This is a genomic window from Streptomyces sp. AMJ-169 (assembly GCF_055597585.1).
On sequence record NZ_JBVLTJ010000011.1, the window covers coordinates 148524 to 172834 of the forward strand.

The following is a 24311-nucleotide window of genomic DNA, read 5'->3' on the forward strand; positions in this document are numbered from 1 at the left end:
CGCCGCCCCCTACGCCAGGCTGTCCCGCCACGCCCGGTGCAGATCCGCGAACCTGCCGGTGCCCGCGATGAGTTCGGCCGGGGAGCCGTCCTCGACGAGCCGGCCGCGCTCCATGACCAGCACCCGGTCGGCGATCTCCACCGTGGACAGCCGGTGGGCGATGACGACGGCGGTACGGCCCTGGAGGACCGTCGACATCGCGCGCTGCACCGCCCGCTCACCGGGGACGTCCAGCGAACTCGTCGCCTCGTCGAGGATCAGCACCGCCGGATCGGCCAGCAACGCCCGCGCGAACGCCACGAGTTGACGCTGACCGGCGGAGATACGGCCGCCGCGCTTGCGGACGTCCGTGTCGTAGCCGTCGGGCAGGGCGCTGATGAACTCATGGGCGCCGATCGCCTTCGCGGCCCGCTCGATCTCCTCGCGGGAGGCGTCGGGGCGGCCGATGGCTATGTTCTCGGCGACCGTCCCGGAGAACAGGAACGCCTCCTGGGTGACCATCACGACCCCGCGCCGCAGCTCCGCCGTCGACAGCTCGCGCAAGTCCACGCCGTCCAGCAGGACCCGGCCCGCCGACGGGTCGTAGAACCGCGCCAGCAGCTTCGCCAGCGTCGACTTGCCCGCGCCCGTCGCGCCCACCACCGCGACCGTCTGCCCGGCCGGGAGGGTCAGTGCGAAGCGGGGCAGGACCTCGCCGCCCGTGCGGTACCCGAAGGACACCCCGTCGAAGACGACCTCACGGCCCGGCGACGCGCCCTGCCGCACAGGCAGTTCACGCGGCGCCTTCGGCTCCGGGACCGACGGGGTCTGGGCCAGCAGACCGGCGATCTTCTCCAGGGACGCCGCCGCCGACTGGTACGAGTTGAGGAACATGCCGAGCCGGTCGATCGGGTCGTACAGCCGGCGCAGATACAGCACCGCCGCCGCCAGCACCCCCAGCTCCAGCGAACCCTCCGTCACCCGGTAGGCGCCCCACAGGACGATCAGCGCCACCGCCGCGTTCGCGATCAGCCGGGAGCCGACGACATAACGGGCCATCTCCAGCAGCGCGTCCCCGTTGGACCGCTCATGCGTACGGTTCAGCTCCGCGAACCGCTCCTCGTTCACCGCCTCCCGGCGGAACGCGCGCACCGGGCGGATGCCGTTCATCGTCTCCACGAACTTCACGATCACCGCCGCGATCGCCGTCGACCGCGCCCGGTACGCCCGCCCCGCGCGCCGCTGGTACATCCGCACCATCAGATACAGCGGCCCGAACGACGCCACCGCGACCGCGCCGAGGCCCACGTCCAGCCACAGCAGCATCGCCGCGATGTACACGAACGACAGCACGACCGTCGTCAGCTCCTGGAGGCCGTCGTTCATCAGCTCCCGCAGCGACTCGACGTCCGTCGTCGAGCGCGAGATCAGCCGGCCCGAGGTGTACCGCTCGTGGAAGTCCACGCTCAGCGCCTGCGCGTGCCGGAAGATCCGCCCGCGCAGATCCAGCAGCACGTCCTGGCTGACCCGCGCGGAGACGACGATGAACGCGGACTGGAGCAGGCCCGAGACCAGCGCGGCCCCGAGATATCCGGCGCCGACCGCGATCAGGGGGCCGTGGTTCCCGGCCCGGAACGCCGGCACCGCCGTGTCGATCGCGTACGCCACCAGCAGTGGGCCCACCTGCACGGCGGCCTGCTGGAGCAGCAGGACCAGCGCGGTGAACGACGCCCGCGCCTTCATCGGCGCCAGCAGTGAGCGCAGCAGGGCGCCGGTCGCGCCCGGCGGGGTGGGCAGCTCGTCCTTGTCGAAGGGGTCCGTCTTGGCGGTCTGCCCGGGGGCGGCGGCTGTGGGGGTGCTCATCGGCGGGCGTCCTCCTGCTCGTACGCGTGGTCGGCCGGGGTGTCGAGGGGGTGGTCGGGTGAACCTGACATCAGGTGCGCGTACTCCGCGTTCGTGCGCAGCAGTTCCTGATGGGTGCCCACGGCCGTTATCCGGCCCTCCGAGAGCAGCGCCACCCGGTCGGCGAGCAGCACCGTCGAGGGGCGGTGGGCGACGATCAGGGCCGTGGTGTCGGCCAGCACCTCGCGCAGGGCCGCCTCCACCGCCGCCTCCGTGTGCACGTCCAGCGCGGACAGCGGGTCGTCGAGGACCAGGAAACGGGGGCGGCCCACGACCGCGCGGGCCAGCGCCAGGCGCTGGCGCTGGCCGCCGGACAGGCTGAGTCCTTGCTCACCGACCTGCGTGTCGACGCCCTGCGGCAGCGCCTCGACGAAGCCGGCCTGCGCCACCTCCAGCGCCCGCCCCAAGTCCCCCTCGCCGCCCATCAGGACGTTCTCCCCGACGCTCGCCGAGAACAGCGTCGGCTCCTCGAAGGCCACCGCGACCAGCTGCCGCAGCTCCTGCCGCGACATCGCCGCGATGTCCCGCCCGTCCAGCGTGATCCGCCCACCCGTCGCCTCGTACAGCCTCGGCACCAGCGCGGTCAGCGTCGTCTTACCACTCCCCGTCGCCCCGACCAGCGCCATCGACTCACCGGGCCGGACATGCAGATCGACACGGGCCAGAAGCGGCGGGGAGTCGGGGGCGGCATCGGGGTACCGGAAGACGACCCCGTCGAACCGGAGACCACCGTCCCCCGAACCCGCCGGGCCTCCCCGTTCGCCCGATCCCGGAGCCCCCTCCACCTCCGCCGGCTCGTCCAGCACCTCGAAATACCGTGCCGTCGCCGTCGCCGCCTCCTGGCTCATTGCCAGGAGGAAGCCGATCGACTCCACCGGCCAGCGCAGGGCCAGGGCTGTGGACAGGAAGGCCACCAACGTGCCTGCCGACAGGGAGCCGTCGGAGACCTGGATCGCGCCCACCACCAGGGCGACGCCGATCGCGACCTCGGGCAGGGTGACGATGACGCCCCAGATCGCCGCCAGCAGCCGCGCCTTGCGCAGCTCCGTCCCCCGCAGCCCGCCCGACAGCTCGCGGAAGGCGCGGGCCTGGCTGCGGTGGCGGCCGAAACCCTTGATGACGCGGATACCGAGGACGCTCTCCTCGACGACCGTCGTCAGATCGCCGACCTGATCCTGCGCGAGCCGCGCCACCCGCGCGTACTTCGTCTCGAAGACCACGCACACCGCGATCACCGGGACCGCCGGACCCAGGATGACCAGGCCGAGCGTCCAGTCCTGGGCCAGCATGATGGCGAGGCCCACGAGGATCGTGACCGCGTTGACGAAGAGGAACGTCAGCGGGAAGGCGAGGAACATCCGCAGCAGCATCAGATCCGTCGTCCCCCGCGACAGCAGCTGACCCGATGCCCACCGGTCGTGGAACGACACCGGCACCCGCTGGAGATGCCGGTACAGATCGGCCCGCATCTCCGCCTCGACATGCGACAGGGGCCGCGCGACCAGCCACCGCCGCAGCCCGAACAGCAGCGCCTCGGCGAACCCGAGCAGCAGCAGATACAGCGCCCCCAGCCACACCCCGGCGGTGTCCCCCTCGGCGACCGGCCCGTCGACCAGCCACTTCAGCACGAGCGGGATGACCAGGCCGACACAGGAGGCCAGCACCGCCACGAACGCCGCCGCGAACAGCCGCGCCCGGACCGGCCGGACGTACGGCCACATCCGCAGCAGCGTCCGCGTCGCGGACTGTTCCTTCGCGCCCACAGGCTTCGCAGTCATCACGACGACAAAGCTACGGACCCGCACTGACAACGCCCACCGAGTTTCGGCCCCACCTCCCTCCGTCGCTGGTCCTACGACCTGCGGTTTCACCGGCCGGGTAAGGGTTCGCTCAGGGACCGCCCCCAGGCCAAGACCAGGGCTCGCCCCCGCAGAACTCAGGGTCACATCAGGGCAGTCGTACCCCCGCATCAACCGATCGGCCGACCCGCCCCACCCCGACGTCCGATGTGCCGCCCCCGGCCCCGCCGGGAACCTGGACTCATGTCCGTCATCGAAGTAACCGACCTGCGCAAGAGCTACGGCGCCCACGCCGCCGTGGACGGGGTGTCCTTCTCCGTGGAGGAGGGCGAGATCTTCGGGGTGCTCGGACCCAACGGGGCCGGGAAGACCACCACCGTCGAATGCGTCGAGGGACTGCGCGTCCCCGACGCGGGCCGCGTCCGCGTCACCGGACTCGACCCCGTCACCCAGCACGCCGACGTCGCCCGCGTCCTCGGCGCCCAGCTCCAGCAGAGCGAGCTCCAGCCGAAACTCACCGTCCGCGAGGCCCTGGAGCTGTACGCCTCGTTCTACCCGCGCCCCGCCGACTGGCGCCCCCTCGCCGAACGCCTCGGGCTCACCGCCAAGCTGACCACCCGGTTCGCGAAGCTCTCCGGCGGCCAGAAACAGCGCCTGTTCATCGCGCTCGCGCTGATCGGCGACCCCAAGGTCGTCGTCCTGGACGAGCTGACCACCGGCCTCGACCCGCGCGCGCGGAGGGACACCTGGGAACTCATCGAGGACGTCCGCGACCGGGGCGTGACCGTCCTGCTCGTCACGCACTTCATGGAGGAGGCGCGGCGCCTGTGCGACCGCGTCGCCGTCATCGACAAGGGACGCGTCGCCGCCCTGGACACCCCCGCCGGGCTGATCCGCCGCTCCGCCGGGGCCACCGTCATCAGCTTCACCCCCTCCGCCCCGCTCGACGAGTGCGAACTGGCCGGGCTGCCGCACCTGGCGTCGGCCGAGCACAAGGACGGCCGCGTCACCCTCTCCGGCACCGACGAGACCGTCAACGCCGTCCTCACCCTCCTCGCCCGCAACCGCGTCACCGCCCACCAGCTCCGCGTCACCGACGCCACCCTGGACGACGCCTTCCTGGACCTCACCGAGACGGCCACCCCATGACCACCGCCGAAACCGCCCTCCCTAGGACCACCTCATGAACACCGACGTCCTGCGCACCGAAGTGCGCCTCTTCCGCCGCGAACCCGGCGCCCTCTTCTGGATCCTCCTCTTCCCGACGGTCCTGCTGGTCATCCTGGGTTCCATCCCGTCGTTCCGGCACGCCGACCCCGCCCTGGGCGGACTGCGCCCGGTCGACGCCTACGTCCCCGTCGCCGTCCTCCTGGGGCTGATCGTCGGCGGACTGCAATCCATGCCGGCCACCCTCACCGGCTACCGCGAACGCGGCATCCTGCGCCGCATGTCGACGACCCCCGTCCGGCCGTCCGCGCTGATCGGCGCGCACATGGTCGTCTACGGCGGCGCCGCCCTCGTCTCCGCGCTGCTCGCCCTGGCCGTCGGCCGGCTCGCGTTCGCCGTGCGGCTGCCGCAGCAGGGCGCCGGGTACGCGCTGGCGCTGCTGCTCGCGGTGCTCGCGGCGCTGGCCCTGGGAGCCCTGGTGTGCGCGCTGGCGCCCACCACGAAGATCGCCACGGCCATCGGGTCCGGGGTGTTCTTCCCGTCGATGTTCTGCGCGGGCGTGTGGCTGCCCGTGCAGCAGATGCCGCACGCCCTCGCCATGGCCGTCGGCTACACGCCGATGGGAGCCGCCGCGCAGGCCCTCAACCAGGCCGCCGCCGGGAACTGGCCGGGCGGCACCCACCTGGTCGTCCTGGCCGCCTGGACGGCCCTGCTGACGGCCGGCGCCGCGCGCTGGTTCCGCTGGGAGTGAGCCCCGATGTGCCGGACACTGGGCCCATGAACACCGGCGACCCGCAGATGGACCGGCGCTGGGAGCAGACGCACGCGCTCGCCCCCTACGCCCTGCTCGGCATCGGCGTCGTCCTGTCGGCCGTGGCCCACGACCTGACGAAGGGCTCCGCCGCCTGGTACGCGGCCGGGGCCCTCGTCGCCGCCGCGCTGCTGCTCCAGGTGTGGTGGAACGCCAGCCGGCCGCGCCGCCGCGACCGGGGCCGCGCCCCCTCGGCGGCCGGCACCGCCTACTACCTCACCCGCACGGCGATCGCCTTCGGGCTGACCTGGCTGAACCCGTTCTTCGGGTTCTACGCGGCGGCCGGCTTCATGGACGCCGACGAACTGCTGCCCGGCCGCTGGAAACGGGCGGGGCTGCTCGCCGCCGCGATCACCCTCGCGGGTTCGCAGTCCGGCGGGCTGCCGCTGAAGAGCGTGACCCAGGGGATGGCGTTCACCGGGCTCGTCGGCGCCAACTTCCTGCTCCAGTCGGCGATCGCGCACCTCGTCGAGCAGGAGGAGACCCGCTCCCGGGAACGCGCCGCCACCATCGCCGAACTGGAGCGCACCAACACGGCGTTGCAGCAGGCCCTCGACGAGAACGCCGCCCTGCACAGCCAACTCCTCGTCCAGGCGCGGGAAGCCGGGGTCGCCGACGAGCGGCGCCGGCTCGCCGCCGAGATCCACGACACCCTCGCCCAGGGCCTCACCGGGATCATCGCCCAGCTCCAAGTCGTCTCAGGAGCCCGGGACTTGGCGACCGCCCGCCGCCATCTCGACCGCGCCTCGACGCTGGCCCGCGAGAGCCTCGGCGAGGCCCGCCGCTCCGTGCACAACCTCTCCCCGGCCGCGCTGTGCGGCGACGACCTGCCCGACGCCCTCAAGAAGACCACCGCCGCCTGGTCCGCGCGCACCGAGACCCGCGCCGACTTCACCCTCACCGGCCGCCCCGAACCCCTGCACGACGAGGTCGCCGCGACCCTCCTGCGCATCGCCCAGGAGGCCCTCTCCAACACCGCCCGCCACGCCCGCGCCCACCGCGTCGGCGTCACCCTGAGCTACCTCGGCGACGAGGTCATCCTCGACATCCGCGACGACGGCACCGGATTCGACCCCGACGCCGTCCGACTGCCCGGCCGCAGCGGCGGGTTCGGCCTGCCCGGGATGCGCGCCCGCGCCGAACGCATCGCCGGCACCCTCACCGTCGAGTCCGAACCGGGCGGCGGCACGGCCCTGTCGGCTCGCGTACCGTTGGTCCGCCATGACCAGTGACGACGCCCCCCTCAAGAACATCTCCCTGCTGATCGTCGACGACCACCCCGTCGTCCGCGACGGCCTGCGCGGCATGTTCGAGTCCGCGCCCGGCTTCCGCGTCCTCGGCGAGGCCGCCAGCGGCGTCGAGGCCCTCGCCCGCGCCGCCGCCCTCGACCCCGACGTCGTCCTCATGGACCTGCGGATGCCCGGCGGCGGCGGGGTGGACGCGATCCGCGAGCTGACCCGAAGGGGCGCGCGGGCCAAGGTACTTGTCCTGACGACCTACGACACCGACGCCGACACCCTCCCCGCGATCGAGGCGGGCGCCACCGGCTACCTCCTCAAGGACGCCCCGCGCGACGAGCTGTTCACGGCCGTACGGGCGGCGGCCGAGGGCCGTACGGTCCTCTCGCCGGCCGTCGCCACCCGCCTTGTCACAGCCGTCCGTTCACCCGCCGCCGAACCGCTCTCCGCCCGCGAACGCGAGGTCCTCGCGCTGGTCGCCAAGGGCACCTCCAACCGGGAGATCGCCCGGGAGCTGTTCATCAGCGAGGCGACGGTGAAGACCCATCTCACCCACCTGTACACGAAGCTGGGCGCGAAGGACCGGGCGGCGGCGGTCGCGGCCGCGTACGAGCGGGGCATCCTCGGCTAGCCCGCCCACACGGCAACAGCCCCTCGCGGCAGCCCCCTTCACTCACGACCGCACCCGCAACAGCAGCACCGCCCGCCCCGGCACGCTCACCTTCACCCCCGCCCGATGCACGCGCCCCTCGCCGGACGACTCCTCGGCGGTGTCGACGACCACCTCGTACCGCTCCGCCCAAGGCGCCCCCGGCAGCAGGAACTCCACCGGGTCCGCGCCCGCGTGCAGCACCGCCAGGAAGCTGTCGTCGACGACCGGCTCCCCGAGTTCGTCGCGCCCCGGGATGTCCCGCCCGGACAGATACATGCCCAGCGTCGCGGCGGGCGCGTACCAGTCCGCCTCGCTCATCTCCTCGCCCCGCGCGGTGAACCACGCCAAGTCCCGTAATCCGTCGGCGGAATGGGCCCGGCCGGAGAAGAACGCCCGTCTGCGTAAGACAGGGTGACGGTGTCTCAGGGAGATCAGCCGGGCCGTCAGCGCGAACAGGCCCTGCCAGCCGGGGTCGTCCAGGAGCCCCCAGTCCAGCCAGCTCGTCGCGTCGTCCTGGCAGTAGGCGTTGTTGTTGCCCCCCTGCGTGCGGCCCATCTCGTCCCCGGCGACCAGCATCGGCACCCCCGTCGACAGCAGCAGCGTCGTCAGCAGGTTCCGCAACTGCCGCCGCCGCAGGGCGAGTACGGCCGCGTCGGCGGTGTCGCCCTCCGTCCCGCAGTTCCAGGAGCGGTTGTCGTCGGTCCCGTCCCGGTTGCCCTCCCCGTTGGCCTCGTTGTGCTTGCGCTCGTAGGAGACGAGGTCCCGCAGGGTGAAACCGTCGTGCGCGGTCACGAAGTTGACGGACGCGTACGGGCGCCGTCCGCCCCACGCGTACAGGTCGCTGGAGCCCGACAGCCGGTACCCCATCTCCCGCACGTCCGGCAGCGCGCCGCGCCAGAAGTCCCTCACCGTGTCGCGGTACCGGTCGTTCCACTCGGTCCACAGCGGGGGGAACGCGCCGACCTGGTAGCCCCCGGAGCCCACGTCCCAGGGCTCGGCGATGAGTTTGACGCGGCGCAGCACCGGGTCCTGGGCGATCACCGCGAGGAAGGGGGAGAGCATGTCGACGTCGTGCATCGAGCGGGCCAGCGCCGCCGCGAGGTCGAAGCGGAAGCCGTCGACGCCCATCTCGGTGACCCAATAGCGCAGCGAGTCGGTGATCAGGCGCAGCACCTGCGGCTGGACGACGTGCAGGGTGTTGCCGCAGCCGGTGTAGTCGGCGTACCGGCGCGCGTCCGGCTGGAGCCGGTAATAGCCCCGGTTGTCGATGCCCTTCAGCGACAGCGTCGGCCCCAACTCGCCCGCTTCCGCCGTGTGGTTGTAGACGACGTCGAGGATCACCTCGATCCCGGCGGCGTGCAGCGCGCGCACCATCCGCTTGAACTCCCCGACCTGCTGCCCGGTCGTCCCCGAGGAGGCGTACCCGGCGTGCGGCGCGAAGTAGCCGATCGAGTTGTACCCCCAGTAGTTGCGCAGCCCCCGCCGCAACAGGTGGTCCTCGTGGGCGAATTGGTGCACGGGCAGCAGCTCGACGGCCGTCACACCCAGCCGGACGAGATGCCCGACCGCCGCCGGATGCGCCAACCCCGCGTAGGTGCCCCGCAGTTCGGGCGGTATCCCGGGGTGCGCCTTGGTGAAGCCGCGCACATGGAGTTCGTAGATGACGGAGTCCGCCCACGGCGTCTTGGGCCGCCGGTCGTCCTCCCAGTCGTCGTCATCGTCGACCACGACCCCCTTGGGGACGTACGGCGCCGAGTCGCGTTCGTCGCGCACGGTGTCCGCGAACTGCTGCTGCGGCCAGTCCCGCACGTGCCCGTACACCTCCGGCGGGAGGGAGAACTCGCCGTCCACCGCGCGGGCGTAGGGGTCGAGGAGGAGTTTCGCCGGGTTCCAGCGGGCGCCGGTCCAGGGGTCCCAGCGGCCGTGCACGCGGTAGCCGTAACGCCGGCCCGGGCGGACGCCGGGGACGAAGCCGTGCCAGATCCCGTGCGTCAGCTCGGTGAGGAACAGGCGGGTCTCGGCGCCCCGGTCGTCGTACAGACACAGCTCCACGGCCTCCGCGCCGGCCGCCCACAGGGCGAAGTTGGTGCCCGCGGTGCCGTCGGGGGCGGTGTGGGAGCGGGCGCCCAGGGGGACGGGGGCGCCGGGGCGGACGCGGGCGCCGAGAGGGGGCAGGCCCTCGGCGGTGACCGCCTTCCGCTCGGCTGCGCTGGACACGGGTGAGGCCCCTCTTGTCGTCGGCTCGTGCGCGCCGGACGCTGCGGACGCCCCGCGCGATGTCGTCGTCCCTGCCCAGAAGTTCTGCCCAGCGCTCCGCTCGCCCAGACCGCGCCTCGCACTCACGTTTCCCCGGAGTGCACCCGCTCGTTGGGCAGGGTGTGACGCATGGACATGGGCGCGCGACGCGCGCGGGGGCCGCGCTGGCGGTCGGAATGGCATTGGTGACCGGCTGCACGTCCGGGGACGGGCGCAGTGAGCTCGACCGGATGCTGGGCAAGCCCGCGGCGCCCCAGGACATCATCCGGGTCAGCCCCGACGACGGCGCCAAAGGCGTGCGCGCGGACGGCGGGCTGCGGGTGCGCGCGCCGTTCGGGCGGCTGGAGTCGGTGCGGGTCGCGCGCGTGCAGGACGCGCAGGAGACCGTCGTACCCGGGCGGATCGTGGACGGCGGGGAGAGCTGGCGGCCCGACGACGACCGGCTCGCGCTCGCCGCGCGGTACACCGTCGACGTCGTCGCCAAGGACGAGTCCGGCAACCGGCTGGCCCGGCACAGCACGTTCACGACGTTCGTGCCGGAGGAGCGGTTCATCGCCTACGTCACCCCGGAGAACCGCTCGACCGTCGGCACGGGGATGATCGTCTCCCTGAAGTTCAACCGCGAACTCGACGACCGCGCGGCCGTCGAGCGGGCCGTGGAGATCACCGCGCAGCCGCCCGTCGAGGTGCGCGCGCACTGGTTCGGCAAGGACCGCGTCGACTTCCGCCCGCAGGAGTACTGGAAGCCCGGCACCCATGTCACCGTCTCCCTGCGGCTGCGCGACGTCGAGGGCGCGCGCGGGGTGTACGGCCTCCAGTACAAGACGTTCTCCTTCACCGTCGGCCGCAGCCAGGTCTCCCTCGTCGACGCCGCCGAGCACACCATGGAGGTGCGCCGGGACGGGGAACTCGTGTCGACCGTGCCGATCACGGCCGGCGCCCCCAAGACCCCCACCTACAACGGGAAGATGGTCGTCACCGAGATGCTGGAGGTGACCCGGATGAACAGCCGCACGGTCGGCTTCGGCGGGGAGTACGACATCCCGGACGTCCCCCACGCGATGCGGCTCAGCGACTCGGGGACCTTCCTGCACGGGAACTACTGGCTGCCGTCGGCCGTTGGGAAGGCAAACGTCAGCCATGGGTGTGTGGGGCTGCTGGACGTGAAGGGGGGCTCTTCGGAGACGCCGGCGGGGTGGTTCTTCGACCGGAGTCTGGTCGGGGACGTCGTCGAGGTCGTCAACAGCCGGGACAAGACGGTGGCCGCCGACAACGGGCTCGGTGGCTGGAACATGGGCTGGAAGGAGTGGGTCGCGGGAGGTGCGGTCGGGTAGGGATCAGGTTTGCGACCAGACGGTGACAATTGACCGGCGATCCGCGCGGGGGCCTGAGGTTAGGATGCGGCGCATGATCGCGCGGGATGCGCGGGGGTGGGGGCCCTGACCAGGGCTTCGCGAGGGGAGAACAAGTGAACGTGCGGTCGATGCCGGGGACGTCCGGGAACAGGAAGGCGCTCGCGGGGCGGGGCTCTGCGCGGCGGGGCTCCGCGCGGCGCAGGCTCGCGCTCATATCCGGCGCCCTGCTGCTGACGGTCACCGCCTGCGGCGGGGGCGACGACGGCAAGGGCGGCGGCGGCGACGCGAAGGCCCAGCCGGCCGGCAGCGCGCAGAGCAAGCAGTCCGAGGCGGTCGTCAGCATCGCGCCCGCGAACGGGGCGACGGCCGTCGACACCAGCGGCGCCCTCAAAGTGACCGCCGCCAAGGGCAAGTTGACCGAGGTCACCGTCAAGGACGCCAAGGGCACGGCCGTCCCGGGCACCCTCGCCGCCGACGGCGCCGGCTGGACGCCCGCCACACATCTGGCCGCCGCCACCGAGTACCAGGTGCACGCGGTCGCGAAGGACTCCCAGGGCCGTACCGCGGCCGAGGACTCCGCCTTCACCACGCTGAGCCCGAAGAACACGTTCCTCGGCAACTTCACCCCCGAGGACGGCTCCACCGTCGGCGTCGGGATGCCCTTCTCGATCCGCTTCACGCGCGGGATCACCGCCCCCGACGCCGTCGAGAAGGCCATCAGCGTCAAGACCGAGCCCGCCGTCGACGTCCGCGGCCACTGGTTCGGCAACGACCGCCTCGACTTCCGCCCGCAGACCTACTGGAAGTCCGGCACCAAGGTCACCGTCAAGCTCGACCTCGACGGCGTCGAGGGCCGCAAGGGCGTCTACGGCGAGCAGTCCAAGACCGTCTCCTTCACCATCGGCCGCAACCAGGTCTCGGTCGTCGACGCCAAGAAGCACACGATGACCGTCCAGCAGGACGGCAGGACCGTCAAGACGATCCCCGTGACGACCGGCAAGCCCGGGTACGCCACCTGGAACGGGCAGATGGTGATCAGCGAGAAGTACGAGGTGACCCGGATGAACGGGGACACCGTCGGCTACAACGGGGAGTACGACATCAAGGACGTCCCCCACGCGCTGCGCCTCACCGACTCCGGGACCTTCGCGCACGGCAACTACTGGGGCGGCGACGCGTTCGGGAACTACAACGCGAGCCACGGCTGCATCGGGCTGCGGGACGTGCGCGGCGGCTACCAGAAGAGCGCCCCGGCCGCGTGGTTCTACGACCACTCGCTGATCGGGGACGTGGTGACGGTGAAGAACTCGACCGACCCGGTCGTCGATCCGTCCAACGGGCTCAACGGGTGGAACATGCCGTGGGCGGAGTGGATCAAGTAGCGGGTTGAGGGAACCTTTCGGCGCCTCGGGGTGGGCTCGCGCTGTGACGCACCGCACCGGGGCGCCTTCCGTCAGCCCCCGTGCTGTGCCTGCCCGGGGGCAACCCCCGGACCCCCGGCCGGTTGTGGTCCACGGCACCAAGACGGCTGCCGTTAGCCCCCGTGCTGTGCCTGCCCGGGGGCAACCCCCGGACCCCCGGCCGGTTGTGGTCCACGGCACCAAGACGGCTCCCGTTAGCCCCCGTTAGCCTGGCCGCATGACCGTGAATCTCGAAGTCTCCGAAGGTGTCGGCACGCTGCGGCTGGAGCGGCCGCCTATGAACGCGCTCGACGCCGCCATGCAGGACCGGCTGAAGGAGGCCGCCGAGGAGGCGGCGCGGCGCGCTGATGTGCGGGCCGTGGTGATCTACGGCGGGGAGAAGGTGTTCGCGGCGGGCGCGGACATCAAGGAGATGCAGGCCATGGACCACGCCGCCATGGTCCTGCGGGCCCGCGCCCTCCAGGACGCGTTCACGGCCGTCGCCCGCATCCCCAAGCCGGTCGTCGCCGCCGTCACCGGCTACGCGCTCGGCGGCGGCTGCGAGCTGGCGCTGTGCGCGGACTACCGCATCGCCGCGGACGACGCGAAGCTCGGCCAGCCGGAGATCCTGCTGGGCGTCATCCCCGGCGCCGGCGGCACCCAGCGCCTGCCGCGCCTCATCGGCCCGTCGAAGGCGAAGGACCTCATCTTCACCGGCCGCATGGTGAAGGCGGACGAGGCGCTGGCGCTCGGCCTGGTCGACAGGGTCGTCCCGGCCGCCGAGGTGTACGAGCAGGCGCACGCCTGGGCCGCCCGGCTCGCGCAGGGTCCTGCGATCGCGCTGCGGGCGGCGAAGGAGGCGGTGGACACGGGTCTGGAGACGGACCTGGAGACCGGGCTGACCGTCGAACGCAACTGGTTCGCGGGGCTGTTCGCGACGGAGGACCGGGAGCGGGGGATGCGGAGCTTCGTGGAGGAGGGGCCTGGGAAGGCGAAGTTCGTCTGAGTCGAGGAGGGGCCCGGGACGGCGAAGTTCGTCTGAAGAGAGGCTGGGCGGCGAAGTCGGCCTGAGGCGGCGAAGTTCGTCTGCATATGCGGGAGTTCGCCCCGGCGGGGAAATTTTTTCCGGAAGTCCCTTACCGGGGCTTGCAATTGACGGGATGTCTCATCCGGGTCCCTCGTTGGGGCGGTTTGTGGGAGCCTTGGGCTGACTTGGAAGCCCGCCTTGCCGAGGGAGCCGTCATTGCCCCAGCGCGAGCAGTCGTCGCAGCTCAACGGGGGTTTACCGGGTCCCGTACTGCCGGAGGCATATGCCGGGGGCGTCGAATCCGGTGGGGGCTTGCGGGGGGCGTATTCCTCGGGAACGGCCACGGAAGGCGCTTCGGGCGGCCATGATGGGGGCATGGCGGGGCTGGAGGGTATCGAACAGCCGCGGGGACACGGACGTGTGGACGACGCGGCGCGCTGGTCGCCCGCGGTCGAGGACGACCGGGCGCTCAAAGCGGTCGAGTTGTTCGGGGATCCGACGGAGGGTGAGGTTCCGCTCCCCTCCCGCCCCGAGTCCGCCGCCGCGGCCCGCCGGCTCACCCAGGTCGTCGTACTGAGCCACTGGAACCTCTCGCCCAAGCTCGCCGAGGACGCCGTGCTGCTCGTCTCCGAACTGGTCGGCAACGCCGTGCGGCACACCGGGGCGCGGGTCTTCGGGCTGCGGATGCGGCGGCGGCGGGGGTGGATCCGGGTGGAGGTCCGCGACCCTTCGCGGGGGCTGCCCTGTCTGATGCCGGTGCATGAACTCGACGTCAGCGGGCGGGGGTTGTTCCTCGTCGACAAGCTCTCCGACCGGTGGGGCGTCGACTTATTGCCGCGCGGCAAGACCACGTGGTTCGAGATGCGGGTCTCGGACCGGTAGGGGGAGCGGAAAGGGTTCGCCTTCCTGGAACGGGGGCGACTCGGCAGTGGGCTTCGCTCGGCAGGGGTTTCGCTCAGCCGGACACCGCCCGCCGCCAGTACGCCAGCACCGCCTCCGCCTTGGCGTCGAACTCGGGGTCGCCCAGGGCAATCGGTGCCGGGAGCTTGTACGCCCTGCCGGAGACGGTGTGCGCGGTCAGCGTGCGGATGCCGAGCAGCTTCCGGATCTCCATGTGTCTGACGTCCGTCCAAGGGATCGTCAGCTTGCGGAACCCGCCCCGGGCGATGAGCGCCTGAGGGGTGAGCCGTATCCACGGGCGTGGGAGGAGCGACACGACGGCGATGGCCAGCGTGGGGCCGGCCAGCATCGATCCCATTTCACGGAGGGTCAGCGGGCCTTCGGTGACGGCGAAGAGGGTGAAGACGAGGGCGTAGGCCAGCAGGTAGCCCACCACAATGGGAAGGATGAGCTGGCGCCGGCTGAGGCGGTGGATGTCGGGGGTGTTCATGCGGCTGCGTACCTCCTGGTGCTGGCCGAAGGATGAAGGAACGGCGCCCCGATGTCGAGTGAATGCAAATAACCCCATTTCACCGCCCAACCCCCTTAAATGGTCCAGGTGACTCCCACCGACCGTCGTGCCGCGCTGCGGGCAGGTGCCGGGCTGTTCGCCGGGGGCGTGTTCGTCGCGGCGTGCTCCGGGGGCGGCCAGGCGTCCGCCCCCTCCGCCACCCGCGCCGCCCCCGCGAGACCCACCGCCTCCCCGGACCCGCAACCGGGCACGCACCCCGGCCCTCCCGTCCCCCGCGCCCTGCCCAGACTCCCCGCCCAGATCGACAGCGGCCCCCGCGGCCGCCCCCAGGTCGCCCTCACCTTCCACGGCGGCGGCGACCCGGCCACCGCGCTCGCCCTGCTCTCCGAGGCCGAGCGGCACGGCGCGAAACTGACCGTGCTGGCGGTCGGCACCTGGCTCGACGCCCACCCGGAGCTGGCCCGGCGCATCCTGTCCGGCGGCCACGACCTCGGCAACCACACCCAGCGCCACCTCAGCGTCAACGAGATGGGCGAGACCGAGGCGAGACAGGAGATCACCGCCTGCGCCGCCCGCCTCAAGCAGCTCACCGGCGGCATCGGCAACTGGTTCCGCCCCTCCCGCACGGCCCGCGCCTCCCCGCTGGTCGTCCGCCTGGCCCGCGAGGCCGGCTACCCGCACATCCTGTCGTACGACGTCGACTCGCTGGACTTCACCTCGCCCGGCCGCGACGCCGTCACCCGCAACGTCCTCGACGCCGTCCGCCCCGGCTCGGTCGTGAGCCTGCACTTCGGGTACGAGGACACCGTCGCCGCCCTCCCCGGCGTACTGACCGCCCTCGACCGCCGCGGGCTGCGCGCGGTCACCACCACGGAGCTGCTCAGCTGATGCGACACACCCGATCCGCCCTCCTCCTGGCCGCGTTGCTGCTCACCGCCTGCGGGGGCCAGGGCGCGCACGACAAGTCGGACGCCCCGACGACCAAGGCGGCGGCGCCCGTTCCGGCGAAGCCCGCCGGACTGCCGGGCATGCCACCCCTGTTGGACCCCAAGGACGTGTACGCCGCCGACCGGCCGGGCCAACTCTCCCCGGTCGTCAAGAACTTCCCCTCCCGCGTGTACGTCCCGAACACCGAGTCCGACACGGTCTCCGTGATCGACCCGAAGACGTACGAGGTCATCGACACCATCCACGTCGGCCGCCAGCCCCAACACGTCGTGCCTTCCTGGGACTTGAAGACGCTGTGGGTCAACAACAACCGGGGGCACACCCTTACGCCGATCGACCCGGCGACGGGCGAGGCGGGCGAGCCCGTTGACGTGCACGACCCGTACAACCTGTACTTCACGCCCGACGGCAAGTACGCGGTCGTCATGGCCTCCATGGACCGCGAACTCGTCTTCCGCGACGCGCACACCATGGCCCCCGTCAAGACCGTCCCGGTCAGCTGCTACGGCGTCAATCACGCCGACTTCTCGCCCGACGGCCGCTATTTCATCGTGAGTTGCGAGTTCAGCGGCGAGCTGCTGAAGGTCGACACCGAGCACATGAAGGTCGTCGGCCAGCAGAAGCTGCCCTTCAAGGGCGCGATGCCGCAGGACGTGAAGATCGCCCCCGACGGCAGCCGCTTCTACATCGCCGACATGATGGCCGACGGGATGTGGATCGTCGACGGGAAGACCTTCGGCAAACCGGAGTTCCTGCCCACCGGCAAGGGCTGCCACGGCCTCTACGTCAGCCGCGACTCCCACGAGATGTACATCTCCAACCGCGGCGAGGGCTCGATCTCCATCTTCGACTTCCGCCAGCGCAAGCTCACCAAGAAGTGGCACCTCCCGCACGGCGGCAGCCCCGACATGGGCGGCGTCTCGGCCGACGGCAAAGTCCTCTGGCTGTCGGGCCGTTACGACGCGGAGGTGTACGCCGTCGACACCGCGACCGGCAAGCAGCTCGCCCGCATCAAGGTCGGCAGCGGACCCCACGGCCTCGCCGTCTACCCCCAGCCGGGCCGCTACTCCCTGGGCCACACCGGCATCTTCCGCTGAACCCCCGGTAAACCGGGGTCAGTTGACTCGCCGCCGAAAGGGTGAATCCCGCCCCGGCAGCCCCGCGACCGGCAGGCTGCCCGGCATGATCACCAGCTCCCTGCGGCGGCGAGCCGCTGCCGCCGTCCTGTGCCTGTCCGCCGTCTTCGCCACCTCGGCCGCCGCCCCCGCGCCCGCGCCGGCCGCCGTCGCCCCCGAGAAGTGCCCCCAGTTCGAGGACAAGCTGAAGGCCGCCGCCGACCACGACCTCGACCTCCACCGCATCACCCCGAAGCCGGTCTGGCGCACCACCTGCGGCACCCTCTACCGCAGCGACAGCCGCTCGCCCGACAAGGTCTTCCCCGTCGGCTTCTTCCCCAAGGACATGAACGGCCAGTACGACATCGAGAAGTACGTCCTGGTCAACCAGCCCTCCCCGTACGTCTCGACGACCTACGACCACGACCTGTACAAGACCTGGTACAAGTCGGGCTGGAACTACTACATCGACGCCCCCGGCGGCGTCGACGTCAACAAGACCATCGGCGACACCCACAAATGGGCCGACCAGGTCGAGGTCGCCTTCCCCGGCGGTGTCGCCCGGCAGTACATCATCGGCGTCTGCCCGGTCGACAAGGTCAAGAAGATCGAGATCATGGATCACTGCGAGAGCAACCCGTACTACGAGACCTGGCACTGATCATCAACACCTCGGCGCCCACCGGCTGATACCCCGCCGCCTGGAACGCCCGCACACTGCGGGCGTTCCCCGGCGCGACCTGCGCCCACACCGGCTCGCCCGCCAAATGCCGTGCGGCGCGCACGAGTTGCCGCCCCAGCCCCTTCTCCCGCGCGTCTTCGTCGACCTCGACGGACACTTCGAGCCGTCCCCCGATGCCCCGCCCGAGCACCAGCACCCCGCCCTCGGCCTGCCAGGCCCGCACCTCGTCGCGGCGGCGCAGCGCGTAGGAGATCCGGGGATGCGCGGCGGGCTCGATCTCCCGCATCTCCAGCGGCAGTCGACCGCCGAGGGGCCCGGCGACGAGCATCGCGTCCACCGTCTCCGCCACCCGCCCGGTCCGCTCCAACAGGGCGGTCAGGAAACGGGGGTTCATGGCGGCGGACAGCGGATCGCAGTCCACGGCGGCGAGTTGAGCCCGCACCCACTCAGGGTCCTCGTCCACGAACACCACCGCGTGCGCCGTGAACGACAGCACCCCCGCGTCCCGCGCGCACGCCTGCGGCACGACCGCCGTCCGCCCGTCCGCCGCCGGGAACCGCCCGCCCGCCGCCGCCTCCAGGACATCCCGCAAGCTCTCCACACGCGTCCTCTCCAGAGTCTCCACCCACAGACTCGCTCACATGACCGACCACGGTACGGGGCCGCACACCATCGGCGAGCCGCACCACGGGCGGCTACCGGCTCTACGACGACGCCGGCGGCGCTGAGGGTGGCCGTGGGCGGTTAGTCTGACTGCCGTCAGTACGACAGTTAGACCCGTAAAGCAGTGGAAAAGGGGCGGATCGGTGGCCGACATCAACGAGGCGCGCAAGGAATTCGACCGGATCGACACGGACGGTGACGGCGAGATCACCGCGGCCGAGTTCAAGACCGCCCTCGCGCAGGGCGGTGACTGGAACGTCACCGAGACGGTCGCGCAGGCCATCATCAACTCCCGTGACCTCGACGGCGACAAGAAGCTGTCGTTCGACGAGTTCTGGGCGCACCTGAACGCCTGAGAAATGTTCACGGCAACTCCCGGGCGCCGACCGGGAGTTGCCGCGCTACGGCCGCTGGACGCGTACGCTCCAGCGGCCGTCCGCGTGCCGGTCCAGGGCCAGCGGCAGGCCGAAGCACTCGCCGACCAGGTCCGGCGTGAGCGTCGCGTCCGCGCGGCCCTGGGCGAGCGCGCGGCCCTCGCGCAGCAGCAGGGCGTGCGTGGTGTGCGGGGGGAGTTCCTCCAGGTGGTGGGTGACCAGGACGGTCGCCAGCCGGGGGTGCTCGGCGGCGAGCGTCCCCAGCGCGCCGATCAACTGCTCCCGGCCCGGCAGGTCGAGCCCCGTCGCCGGTTCGTCGAGCAGCAGCAGCCGGGGACTCGGCATCAGCGCCCGCGCGATGAGCGTCCGCCCGCGCTGCCCCTGCGAGAGGGTCGGCCAGCGGGCGTCCCTGAGTGCCGCCAGCCCCAGCGTCCCGGTCAACTGCTCGGCCCTGTCGGCCTGTTCGGGCGTCGGGCGCCAACGGGGGAGCAGGGCCACGGAGTTGGTGAGTCCGGTGAGGACGACCTCCCGGACCGTGAGCGGTTCGTGCAGCGGATGCCGGGGGTCGACATGGCCGACGTACGTCCTCAACTCCCGCAGATCCACCCGCCCGAGCCGGCGCCCCAGCACGTCCACCGTCCCCCGTGTCGGATGCACCCGCGCCCCGAGCAGCCCCAACAGGGTTGATTTCCCCGCCCCGTTGGCCCCGAGCAGCGCCCAGTGCTCCCCTTCGCGGACCTCCAGACCGACCTCTTGGAGGATGGGGCGGCCGTCGCGTACGACGTGGGTGCCGGCGGCGTGCAGGACGAGGGTGTCGGACATGGCGGTACGCTAGCCACTCCTCAGGTCCTCGGACAAGTTGGCGTGGATCTCGGGCAAGTCGCCGTTCCCCTCCCCGAGTTGGGTGATCCCCGATGCCGTTGGAACCCCTCCGTCCCAGCCCGCTGGTCGAGCAGACCACGCAGCGGCTGCGCGCCGAGATCGTGGCCGGGGCGTGGCCAGTTGGGAGCCGGCTGCCCGGGGAGACCACGCTCGCCGCGCAGTTGGGGGTGGGCCGGTCGACGGTGCGGGAGGCGTTGCGGGGGCTCGCGGGGGAGGGGTTCGTGCGGGCGCGGCAGGGGGCCGGCGTGTTCGTCGTGGCGACCGAACCCGCCCTCGGCGACTGGCCCGCCCGGCTGCGGAAGGCCGCCGTCTCGGACGTGTACGAGGTCCGCGCGGCCGTGGAGGTCCACGCGGCGCGGCTCGCCGCGAGGCGTCGTACGCCGGAGGATCTGACGGTCATCGAGGAGGCGCTGGCGGCGCGGCGGGCGGCTGCCCGGGAGGACGACCGGGTGTTCGTCGAGGCGGACATCGCGTTCCACGCGGCGGTCGTCGGGGCCGCGCACAATCCGGTGCTGGCCGGGCTGTTCGCCGATTTCACGCCGGTGCTGCGGGAGGGCCTGACCGAACTGCTGGCGCTGACGCCGTGGCGGGAGCAGGAGGCGAACGTCCATGAGGCGGCACATGAGGCGTTGGTGAGGGCGGTGCGGGAGGGGGATGGGGAGGGGGCGGCGGAGGTGCTGCGGGGGGAGCTGGCGGATCCGTTCGGTGGGGCGGGGTAGGGGGCGGGGGTTTTCGAGGGCGGAGCCCGTATGTTCGGCGCGTTCTCGGGGTGTGGCTCGCTTGTCGGTTCGGTGTGTACCCGGGGTGTGGCTCGCTTGTCGGTTCGGTGTGTACCCGGGGTGTGGCTCGCTTGTCGGTTCGGTGTGTACCCGGGGTGTGGCTCGCTTGTCGGTTCGGTGTGTACCCGGGGTGTGGCTCGCTTGTCGGTTCGGCGCGTCCCCGGGGTGCGGCTCGCCTGTCCGTTCGGCGCGTCCCGGGGCGCGCTCGCCCGTCCGTTCGGCGCCTCCCCGGCCGGAGTTCCCCGTCCGTTTGGCGCAATCCCGGAATAGACCTCCGCCGCTCCCCGTTGTCGCCCCTGAATCGTATGCGTGTGCATCCATCTGGAGGGTCCGGTATGAAGATCGGCATCATCGGGGCGGGCAACATCGGCGGCAACCTCACGCGGCGGCTGGCGGCGCTGGGGCACGACGTGGCCGTCGCGAACTCGCGGGGTCCGCAGACGCTGGCCGAGCTGGCCGCCGAGACCGGGGCGACCCCCGTCACGGCCGGCGAGGCGGCCAAGGGCGCCGAGGTCGTCGTCGTCACCGTCCCGCTGAAGGCGGTCCCGGGGCTGCCCGGCGATCTGCTCGCGGGGGCCGCCGAGGGCGTGGCCGTCATCGACACCAACAACTACTACCCGCGTGAGCGCGACGGCCGGATCGCTGAGATCGAGGACGGCGGGATCACCGAGAGCCGCTGGGTCTCCGACCACCTCGGGCACGAGGTGGTCAAGGCGTTCAACGGGACGTTCGCCCAGGACATCCTGGACCGCCACCGTCCGGCCGGCGCCACCGACCGCCTCGCGCTGCCCGTCGCCGGCGACGACGCGGCGGCGAAGGCCAAAGTGCGGGCGCTGATCGAGGAGTTGGGCTTCGACACGGTGGACTCGGGGAGCATCGACGAGTCGTGGCGGCAGCAGCCGGACAGCCCGGTGTACGGGCTGCGGGGCGGGGTCGAGGAGGTCACGAAGGCACTGGCGGAGGCTTCGCCGGAGCGGCCGGAGGGGTTCAAGGGCTGAGGTCTGGGGCTGCGCGGGGTGAGGGGGTGCGGCTCTTGCCCGGCGGGCGGCCGGACTGCCCGGCGTGCGGCCGGACTGCCCGGCGGACGGCTGGACTGCCCGGCGCGCAACTGGACGGCCCGGCATGCGGCTGGACTGCCCGGCGCGCGGGGCAAGTGCTCGGCGTCCCGGTCAACCGCCCGGCGTCCCGGTCAACCGCCCGGCGTGCGGCTCAACTCCCTTGAGCCGCACGCCCCTTCGGGCACAGCCGCACGCCCCTTCAGGCACAACCGCGCACCCCTCCCGAGACCGCCCGCCAGGGCCGGCCTCAGCCCCGAGTCGCGACCTCGCTCAGCACCCCCGCCGACTTCCCCGCCCAGTCCGAGGTGATGACACTCGCGTGATCCCCGGCCAACAGCGCCAGTTTCGCGGCGACTTCGTCGTCCGTCGGCGTGGTCGAGGAGATCGCGGGCGCGACGGCGTACGCGTCCGTCATGATCAGGATGTAGTGGTTCGTCGAGTAGAACGACGTGTCGTACGCGTTGTTGACGTACGTCGCGGCGTCCCCGTCGAAGAACACGAACCAGGGCCGGATGGAGGAGTCGTACCGGCTGATGCGCGGGTCACCGCTCGCCGCGCCCAGAACCGCCGGGAACGCCTGGGCACTTGAGATGTCGCCGGCCGCGTACAGGTCCCGCAGGTGGTCGCCGTACTCCTGGTCCGTCCAGTACGTGTCGAGGGGGTTCTTCATCTCGACCGTGCCGGGGATCAGCTCGAAGATGAACTTGCCCTTGAGGGCGTCCCGGGTCGGCCACGCGTTGGCCTTCGCGGCGGCGTCGAGCGACGAGTACGAGGAACCCAGCAGGTCGGCGGGCTTGTAGACGGAGCTGCCGAGCTTCTGCGAGACGAGGGTGTCGAACGCGGACGGGCCGAGGCCGACGTCGTTGTTGAAGCCGACCTTCATCTCGACCTTGACGATGATCGGCGCGTGGTCGGGGTGCAGCTGGTTCCACGCCGCCATGTTGTCGAGGCAGCTGCCGAGGTCCTGGTTGCGGTCCTTGCTGTACAGGTCGGCCGGCGTGCTCGCGTACTCGCAGTTGTTGTCGTTCGCGAGCGGCTTGGCGTGGCTGACCCGCCACCGCTTGCTGACGCTGTCCGCGTACACGTCCAGCTCCAGCAGCGAGGCCCCGGAGTCCAACGCCTGTGCCCAGTACGTGTACTTGCTCTTGTCGTACGCGTTGTGCGTCCCGATGGTGGTCGTCTCGGAGAACTTGGGCGAAGCCGCCTCGGCGTTCCCCGGCCCCGCCACCAACAGCGCGGCCACCACCCCGCACACCGCCGTCATCCGTCTGATCCCGCGCATCAACCACTCCCGAGTGCTTCACAGTTGTCCAGGCGGGCGGAAGCCTAGGAGTGGATGGTTACCTTCCGGTAGAGGCGGGACGAACTTCACAAGCTGTGAACTGGCTGTGGATATCGGGTGAGTTCGGGCCAGGGCCGGGGATCCTCAGCACTCAATAATGTTCACAGCCAACCCACCCCGAGCCGTCTCCTTGTACTTCACGCTCATATCCGCCCCCGTCTCCTTCATCGTCTTGATGACCTTGTCGAGGGACACCTTGTGCGAGCCGTCCCCCCGCATCGCCATCTTCGCCGCCGTGACCGCCTTCACCGCCGCCATGCCGTTGCGTTCGATGCACGGGATCTGGACCAGGCCGCCGACGGGGTCGCAGGTCAGGCCCAGGTTGTGTTCCATGCCGATCTCCGCCGCGTTCTCGACCTGTTCGGGCGAGCCGCCCAGGACCTCCGCGAGGGCGCCCGCCGCCATCGAGCAGGCCGAGCCGACCTCGCCCTGGCAGCCGACCTCGGCGCCGGAGATGGACGCGTTCTCCTTGAAGAGCATGCCGATCGCGCCCGCCGCCAGCAAAAACCTCACGACCCCCTCTTCATCCGCGCCCGGGACGAAGTTGATGTAGTAGTGCAGGACCGCCGGGATGATGCCGGCCGCGCCGTTCGTGGGGGCCGTCACCACACGGCCGCCGGCCGCGTTCTCCTCGTTCACCGCCATCGCGTACAGCGTGATCCACTCCATCGAGCGGGCCAACGGATCGCCCTCCGCCCGGAGTTGACGGGCCGTCATGGCCGCGCGCCGGCGCACCCGCAGCCCGCCGGGGAGGATGCCCTCACGGGTCATGCCCCGCGAGACGCACGCCTGCATGACCTGCCAGATGTCCAGCAGGCCCGCGCGGATCTCGTCCTCGGTGCGCCAGGCCCGCTCGTTCTCCAGCATCAGGGACGAGATCGACAGACCCGTCTCCTTGGCCAGCCGCAGCAGCTCGTCGCCGGTGCGGAAGGGGTACTTCAGCGGGGTGTCGTCCAGCTTGATCCGGTCCGCGCCCACCGCCTCCTCGTCGACGACGAAACCGCCGCCCACCGAGTAGTACGTGCGCCGCATCAGCTCCGCGCCCTGGGCGTCGTACGCCCAGATGGTCATGCCGTTGGCGTGGTAGGGGAGCGTCTCGCGGCGGTGCAGGACCAGGTCGGCGTCGAAGTCGAAGGCGATCTCGTGCTCGTCCAGGAGCCGCAGCCGGCCCCCCTCCTTGATCTCCGCCACCCGCTCGTCCGCGCGCTCCACGTCCACCGAGCGCGGGGAGGCGCCCTCCAGGCCGAGCAGGACCGCCTTCGGGGTGCCGTGGCCGTGGCCGGTCGCGCCGAGCGAGCCGTACAGCTCGGTGCGGACCCTCGCGGCCGGCTCCAGCAGGCCCTCCGCGCGCAGCCGCGCCGCGAACATGCGGGCCGCGCGCATCGGGCCGACCGTGTGGGAGCTGGACGGGCCGATACCGACCGAGAAGAGGTCGAAGACCGAGATCGCCACGGGGTTCCTCCTGGGAGCG

22 protein-coding genes are annotated in these 24311 nt (G+C 71.7%); 14 read left to right on the top strand and 8 right to left on the bottom strand.

The features are described from left to right. Nucleotides 1–9 precede the first annotated feature (9 nt). Both ACYUD3_RS26275 and ACYUD3_RS26280 read right to left on the bottom strand, forming a co-directional pair. Nucleotides 10–1842: an ABC transporter ATP-binding protein gene (locus ACYUD3_RS26275; protein ID WP_470974524.1), complete on the bottom strand. Its 1833-nt coding sequence runs from the start codon at nucleotides 1840–1842 to the stop codon at nucleotides 10–12. Then, on the bottom strand, nucleotides 1839–3659 hold the full coding sequence (locus ACYUD3_RS26280; RefSeq protein ID WP_470974526.1) for an ABC transporter ATP-binding protein: 1821 nt from the start codon (nucleotides 3657–3659) through the stop codon (nucleotides 1839–1841). Before ACYUD3_RS26280 ends, ACYUD3_RS26275 begins: the two co-directional genes overlap by 4 nt. 264 nt (nucleotides 3660–3923) lie before the next feature. On the opposite strand from ACYUD3_RS26280, the gene ACYUD3_RS26285 reads away from it, so the two are divergent. From ACYUD3_RS26285 to ACYUD3_RS26300, 4 genes are read left to right on the top strand one after another with little or no spacing between them, the layout of a single operon-like run. Then, nucleotides 3924–4829 (top strand): ABC transporter ATP-binding protein, encoded by a 906-nt coding sequence (locus tag ACYUD3_RS26285; protein WP_470974529.1) that lies wholly within the window; start codon nucleotides 3924–3926, stop codon nucleotides 4827–4829. Between the two features lie 34 nt (nucleotides 4830–4863). Continuing rightward, nucleotides 4864–5598 (top strand): ABC transporter permease, encoded by a 735-nt coding sequence (locus ACYUD3_RS26290; RefSeq protein WP_470974532.1) that lies wholly within the window; start codon nucleotides 4864–4866, stop codon nucleotides 5596–5598. Between the two features lie 26 nt (nucleotides 5599–5624). Continuing rightward, complete coding sequence (locus ACYUD3_RS26295; protein ID WP_470974534.1) at nucleotides 5625–6890, top strand: sensor histidine kinase; 1266 nt, start codon at nucleotides 5625–5627, stop codon at nucleotides 6888–6890. Next, entirely contained in the window at nucleotides 6880–7527 is a 648-nt protein-coding gene (locus tag ACYUD3_RS26300; RefSeq protein WP_470974536.1) for a response regulator, read from the top strand. The genes ACYUD3_RS26295 and ACYUD3_RS26300 overlap by 11 nt, the downstream gene beginning before the upstream one ends. Nucleotides 7528–7569: 42 nt before the next feature. On the opposite strand, the gene glgX is transcribed toward ACYUD3_RS26300, so the two are convergent. Then, the gene (gene glgX / locus ACYUD3_RS26305) at nucleotides 7570–9765 is read right to left on the bottom strand and encodes a glycogen debranching protein GlgX (protein ID WP_470974539.1); all 2196 of its coding nucleotides are present in this window, start codon (nucleotides 9763–9765) and stop codon (nucleotides 7570–7572) included. 215 nt (nucleotides 9766–9980) lie between these two features. On the opposite strand from glgX, the gene ACYUD3_RS26310 reads away from it, so the two are divergent. From ACYUD3_RS26310 to ACYUD3_RS26325, 4 genes are all read left to right on the top strand, one after another. Continuing rightward, nucleotides 9981–11138: a L,D-transpeptidase gene (locus tag ACYUD3_RS26310; protein WP_470974542.1), complete on the top strand. Its 1158-nt coding sequence runs from the start codon at nucleotides 9981–9983 to the stop codon at nucleotides 11136–11138. A gap of 134 nt (nucleotides 11139–11272) precedes the next feature. After that, on the top strand, nucleotides 11273–12541 hold the full coding sequence (locus tag ACYUD3_RS26315) for a L,D-transpeptidase (protein ID WP_470974545.1): 1269 nt from the start codon (nucleotides 11273–11275) through the stop codon (nucleotides 12539–12541). A gap of 256 nt (nucleotides 12542–12797) precedes the next feature. Further along, nucleotides 12798–13565 carry an enoyl-CoA hydratase/isomerase family protein gene (locus ACYUD3_RS26320; protein WP_470974548.1) on the top strand — a complete coding sequence of 256 codons (768 nt, stop codon included), beginning with the start codon at nucleotides 12798–12800 and terminating at the stop codon, nucleotides 13563–13565. A 291-nt stretch (nucleotides 13566–13856) separates the two neighbouring features. After that, complete coding sequence (locus tag ACYUD3_RS26325; protein ID WP_470974968.1) at nucleotides 13857–14468, top strand: ATP-binding protein; 612 nt, start codon at nucleotides 13857–13859, stop codon at nucleotides 14466–14468. A 73-nt stretch (nucleotides 14469–14541) separates the two neighbouring features. Here ACYUD3_RS26325 and ACYUD3_RS26330 read toward each other — a convergent pair whose 3' ends face one another. Next, nucleotides 14542–14976, bottom strand: a complete 435-nt coding sequence (locus ACYUD3_RS26330) for a hypothetical protein (RefSeq protein WP_470974550.1) — start codon at nucleotides 14974–14976, stop codon at nucleotides 14542–14544. A gap of 99 nt (nucleotides 14977–15075) precedes the next feature. Here ACYUD3_RS26330 and ACYUD3_RS26335 point away from each other — a divergent pair, with 99 nt between their 5' ends. The 3 genes from ACYUD3_RS26335 to ACYUD3_RS26345 all read left to right on the top strand — a co-directional run bounded on the left by ACYUD3_RS26335 (nucleotide 15076) and on the right by ACYUD3_RS26345 (nucleotide 17721). After that, the gene (locus ACYUD3_RS26335; protein WP_470974553.1) at nucleotides 15076–15885 is read left to right on the top strand and encodes a polysaccharide deacetylase family protein; all 810 of its coding nucleotides are present in this window, start codon (nucleotides 15076–15078) and stop codon (nucleotides 15883–15885) included. Continuing rightward, a complete protein-coding gene (locus tag ACYUD3_RS26340) occupies nucleotides 15885–17042 on the top strand; it encodes a YVTN family beta-propeller repeat protein (RefSeq protein WP_470974556.1) in 1158 nt (385 codons plus the stop codon). Before ACYUD3_RS26335 ends, ACYUD3_RS26340 begins: the two co-directional genes overlap by 1 nt. An 85-nt stretch (nucleotides 17043–17127) precedes the next feature. Continuing rightward, a complete protein-coding gene (locus tag ACYUD3_RS26345) occupies nucleotides 17128–17721 on the top strand; it encodes an ADP-ribosyltransferase (RefSeq protein WP_470974559.1) in 594 nt (197 codons plus the stop codon). On the opposite strand, the gene ACYUD3_RS26350 is transcribed toward ACYUD3_RS26345, so the two are convergent. Continuing rightward, a complete protein-coding gene (locus tag ACYUD3_RS26350; RefSeq protein WP_470974561.1) occupies nucleotides 17675–18343 on the bottom strand; it encodes a GNAT family N-acetyltransferase in 669 nt (222 codons plus the stop codon). The two genes, ACYUD3_RS26345 and ACYUD3_RS26350, sit on opposite strands and share 47 nt — an antisense overlap. 205 nt (nucleotides 18344–18548) lie before the next feature. On the opposite strand from ACYUD3_RS26350, the gene ACYUD3_RS26355 reads away from it, so the two are divergent. Then, nucleotides 18549–18761, top strand: a complete 213-nt coding sequence (locus ACYUD3_RS26355) for an EF-hand domain-containing protein (protein WP_470974565.1) — start codon at nucleotides 18549–18551, stop codon at nucleotides 18759–18761. 45 nt (nucleotides 18762–18806) lie between these two features. Here ACYUD3_RS26355 and ACYUD3_RS26360 read toward each other — a convergent pair whose 3' ends face one another. Next, nucleotides 18807–19601: an ABC transporter ATP-binding protein gene (locus ACYUD3_RS26360; RefSeq protein ID WP_470974568.1), complete on the bottom strand. Its 795-nt coding sequence runs from the start codon at nucleotides 19599–19601 to the stop codon at nucleotides 18807–18809. 92 nt (nucleotides 19602–19693) lie between these two features. Here ACYUD3_RS26360 and ACYUD3_RS26365 point away from each other — a divergent pair, with 92 nt between their 5' ends. Both ACYUD3_RS26365 and ACYUD3_RS26370 read left to right on the top strand, forming a co-directional pair. Then, entirely contained in the window at nucleotides 19694–20380 is a 687-nt protein-coding gene (locus tag ACYUD3_RS26365; RefSeq protein ID WP_470974569.1) for a FadR/GntR family transcriptional regulator, read from the top strand. A 395-nt stretch (nucleotides 20381–20775) separates the two neighbouring features. Continuing rightward, complete coding sequence (locus ACYUD3_RS26370) at nucleotides 20776–21438, top strand: NADPH-dependent F420 reductase (RefSeq protein WP_470974572.1); 663 nt, start codon at nucleotides 20776–20778, stop codon at nucleotides 21436–21438. 307 nt (nucleotides 21439–21745) lie between these two features. Here ACYUD3_RS26370 and ACYUD3_RS26375 read toward each other — a convergent pair whose 3' ends face one another. Next, nucleotides 21746–22780 carry a phosphatidylinositol-specific phospholipase C domain-containing protein gene (locus ACYUD3_RS26375; protein ID WP_470974574.1) on the bottom strand — a complete coding sequence of 345 codons (1035 nt, stop codon included), beginning with the start codon at nucleotides 22778–22780 and terminating at the stop codon, nucleotides 21746–21748. A gap of 144 nt (nucleotides 22781–22924) precedes the next feature. Continuing rightward, nucleotides 22925–24292: an L-serine ammonia-lyase gene (locus ACYUD3_RS26380; RefSeq protein WP_470974577.1), complete on the bottom strand. Its 1368-nt coding sequence runs from the start codon at nucleotides 24290–24292 to the stop codon at nucleotides 22925–22927. Nucleotides 24293–24311 lie beyond the last annotated feature (19 nt).

Coding starts and splice junctions, on each gene's coding strand:
- ACYUD3_RS26345 (WP_470974559.1), top strand. CDS start 17,128: ATGATCACCAGCTCCCTGCGGCGGCGAGCCGCTGCCGCCGTCCTGTGC.
- ACYUD3_RS26320 (WP_470974548.1), top strand. CDS start 12,798: ATGACCGTGAATCTCGAAGTCTCCGAAGGTGTCGGCACGCTGCGGCTG.
- ACYUD3_RS26370 (WP_470974572.1), top strand. CDS start 20,776: ATGAAGATCGGCATCATCGGGGCGGGCAACATCGGCGGCAACCTCACG.
- ACYUD3_RS26375 (WP_470974574.1), bottom strand. CDS start 22,780: ATGCGCGGGATCAGACGGATGACGGCGGTGTGCGGGGTGGTGGCCGCG.
- ACYUD3_RS26360 (WP_470974568.1), bottom strand. CDS start 19,601: ATGTCCGACACCCTCGTCCTGCACGCCGCCGGCACCCACGTCGTACGC.
- ACYUD3_RS26310 (WP_470974542.1), top strand. CDS start 9,981: ATGGCATTGGTGACCGGCTGCACGTCCGGGGACGGGCGCAGTGAGCTC.
- ACYUD3_RS26300 (WP_470974536.1), top strand. CDS start 6,880: ATGACCAGTGACGACGCCCCCCTCAAGAACATCTCCCTGCTGATCGTC.
- ACYUD3_RS26275 (WP_470974524.1), bottom strand. CDS start 1,842: ATGAGCACCCCCACAGCCGCCGCCCCCGGGCAGACCGCCAAGACGGAC.
- ACYUD3_RS26290 (WP_470974532.1), top strand. CDS start 4,864: ATGAACACCGACGTCCTGCGCACCGAAGTGCGCCTCTTCCGCCGCGAA.
- ACYUD3_RS26335 (WP_470974553.1), top strand. CDS start 15,076: ATGGTCCAGGTGACTCCCACCGACCGTCGTGCCGCGCTGCGGGCAGGT.
- ACYUD3_RS26365 (WP_470974569.1), top strand. CDS start 19,694: ATGCCGTTGGAACCCCTCCGTCCCAGCCCGCTGGTCGAGCAGACCACG.
- ACYUD3_RS26340 (WP_470974556.1), top strand. CDS start 15,885: ATGCGACACACCCGATCCGCCCTCCTCCTGGCCGCGTTGCTGCTCACC.
- ACYUD3_RS26280 (WP_470974526.1), bottom strand. CDS start 3,659: ATGACTGCGAAGCCTGTGGGCGCGAAGGAACAGTCCGCGACGCGGACG.
- ACYUD3_RS26295 (WP_470974534.1), top strand. CDS start 5,625: ATGAACACCGGCGACCCGCAGATGGACCGGCGCTGGGAGCAGACGCAC.
- ACYUD3_RS26285 (WP_470974529.1), top strand. CDS start 3,924: ATGTCCGTCATCGAAGTAACCGACCTGCGCAAGAGCTACGGCGCCCAC.
- ACYUD3_RS26330 (WP_470974550.1), bottom strand. CDS start 14,976: ATGAACACCCCCGACATCCACCGCCTCAGCCGGCGCCAGCTCATCCTT.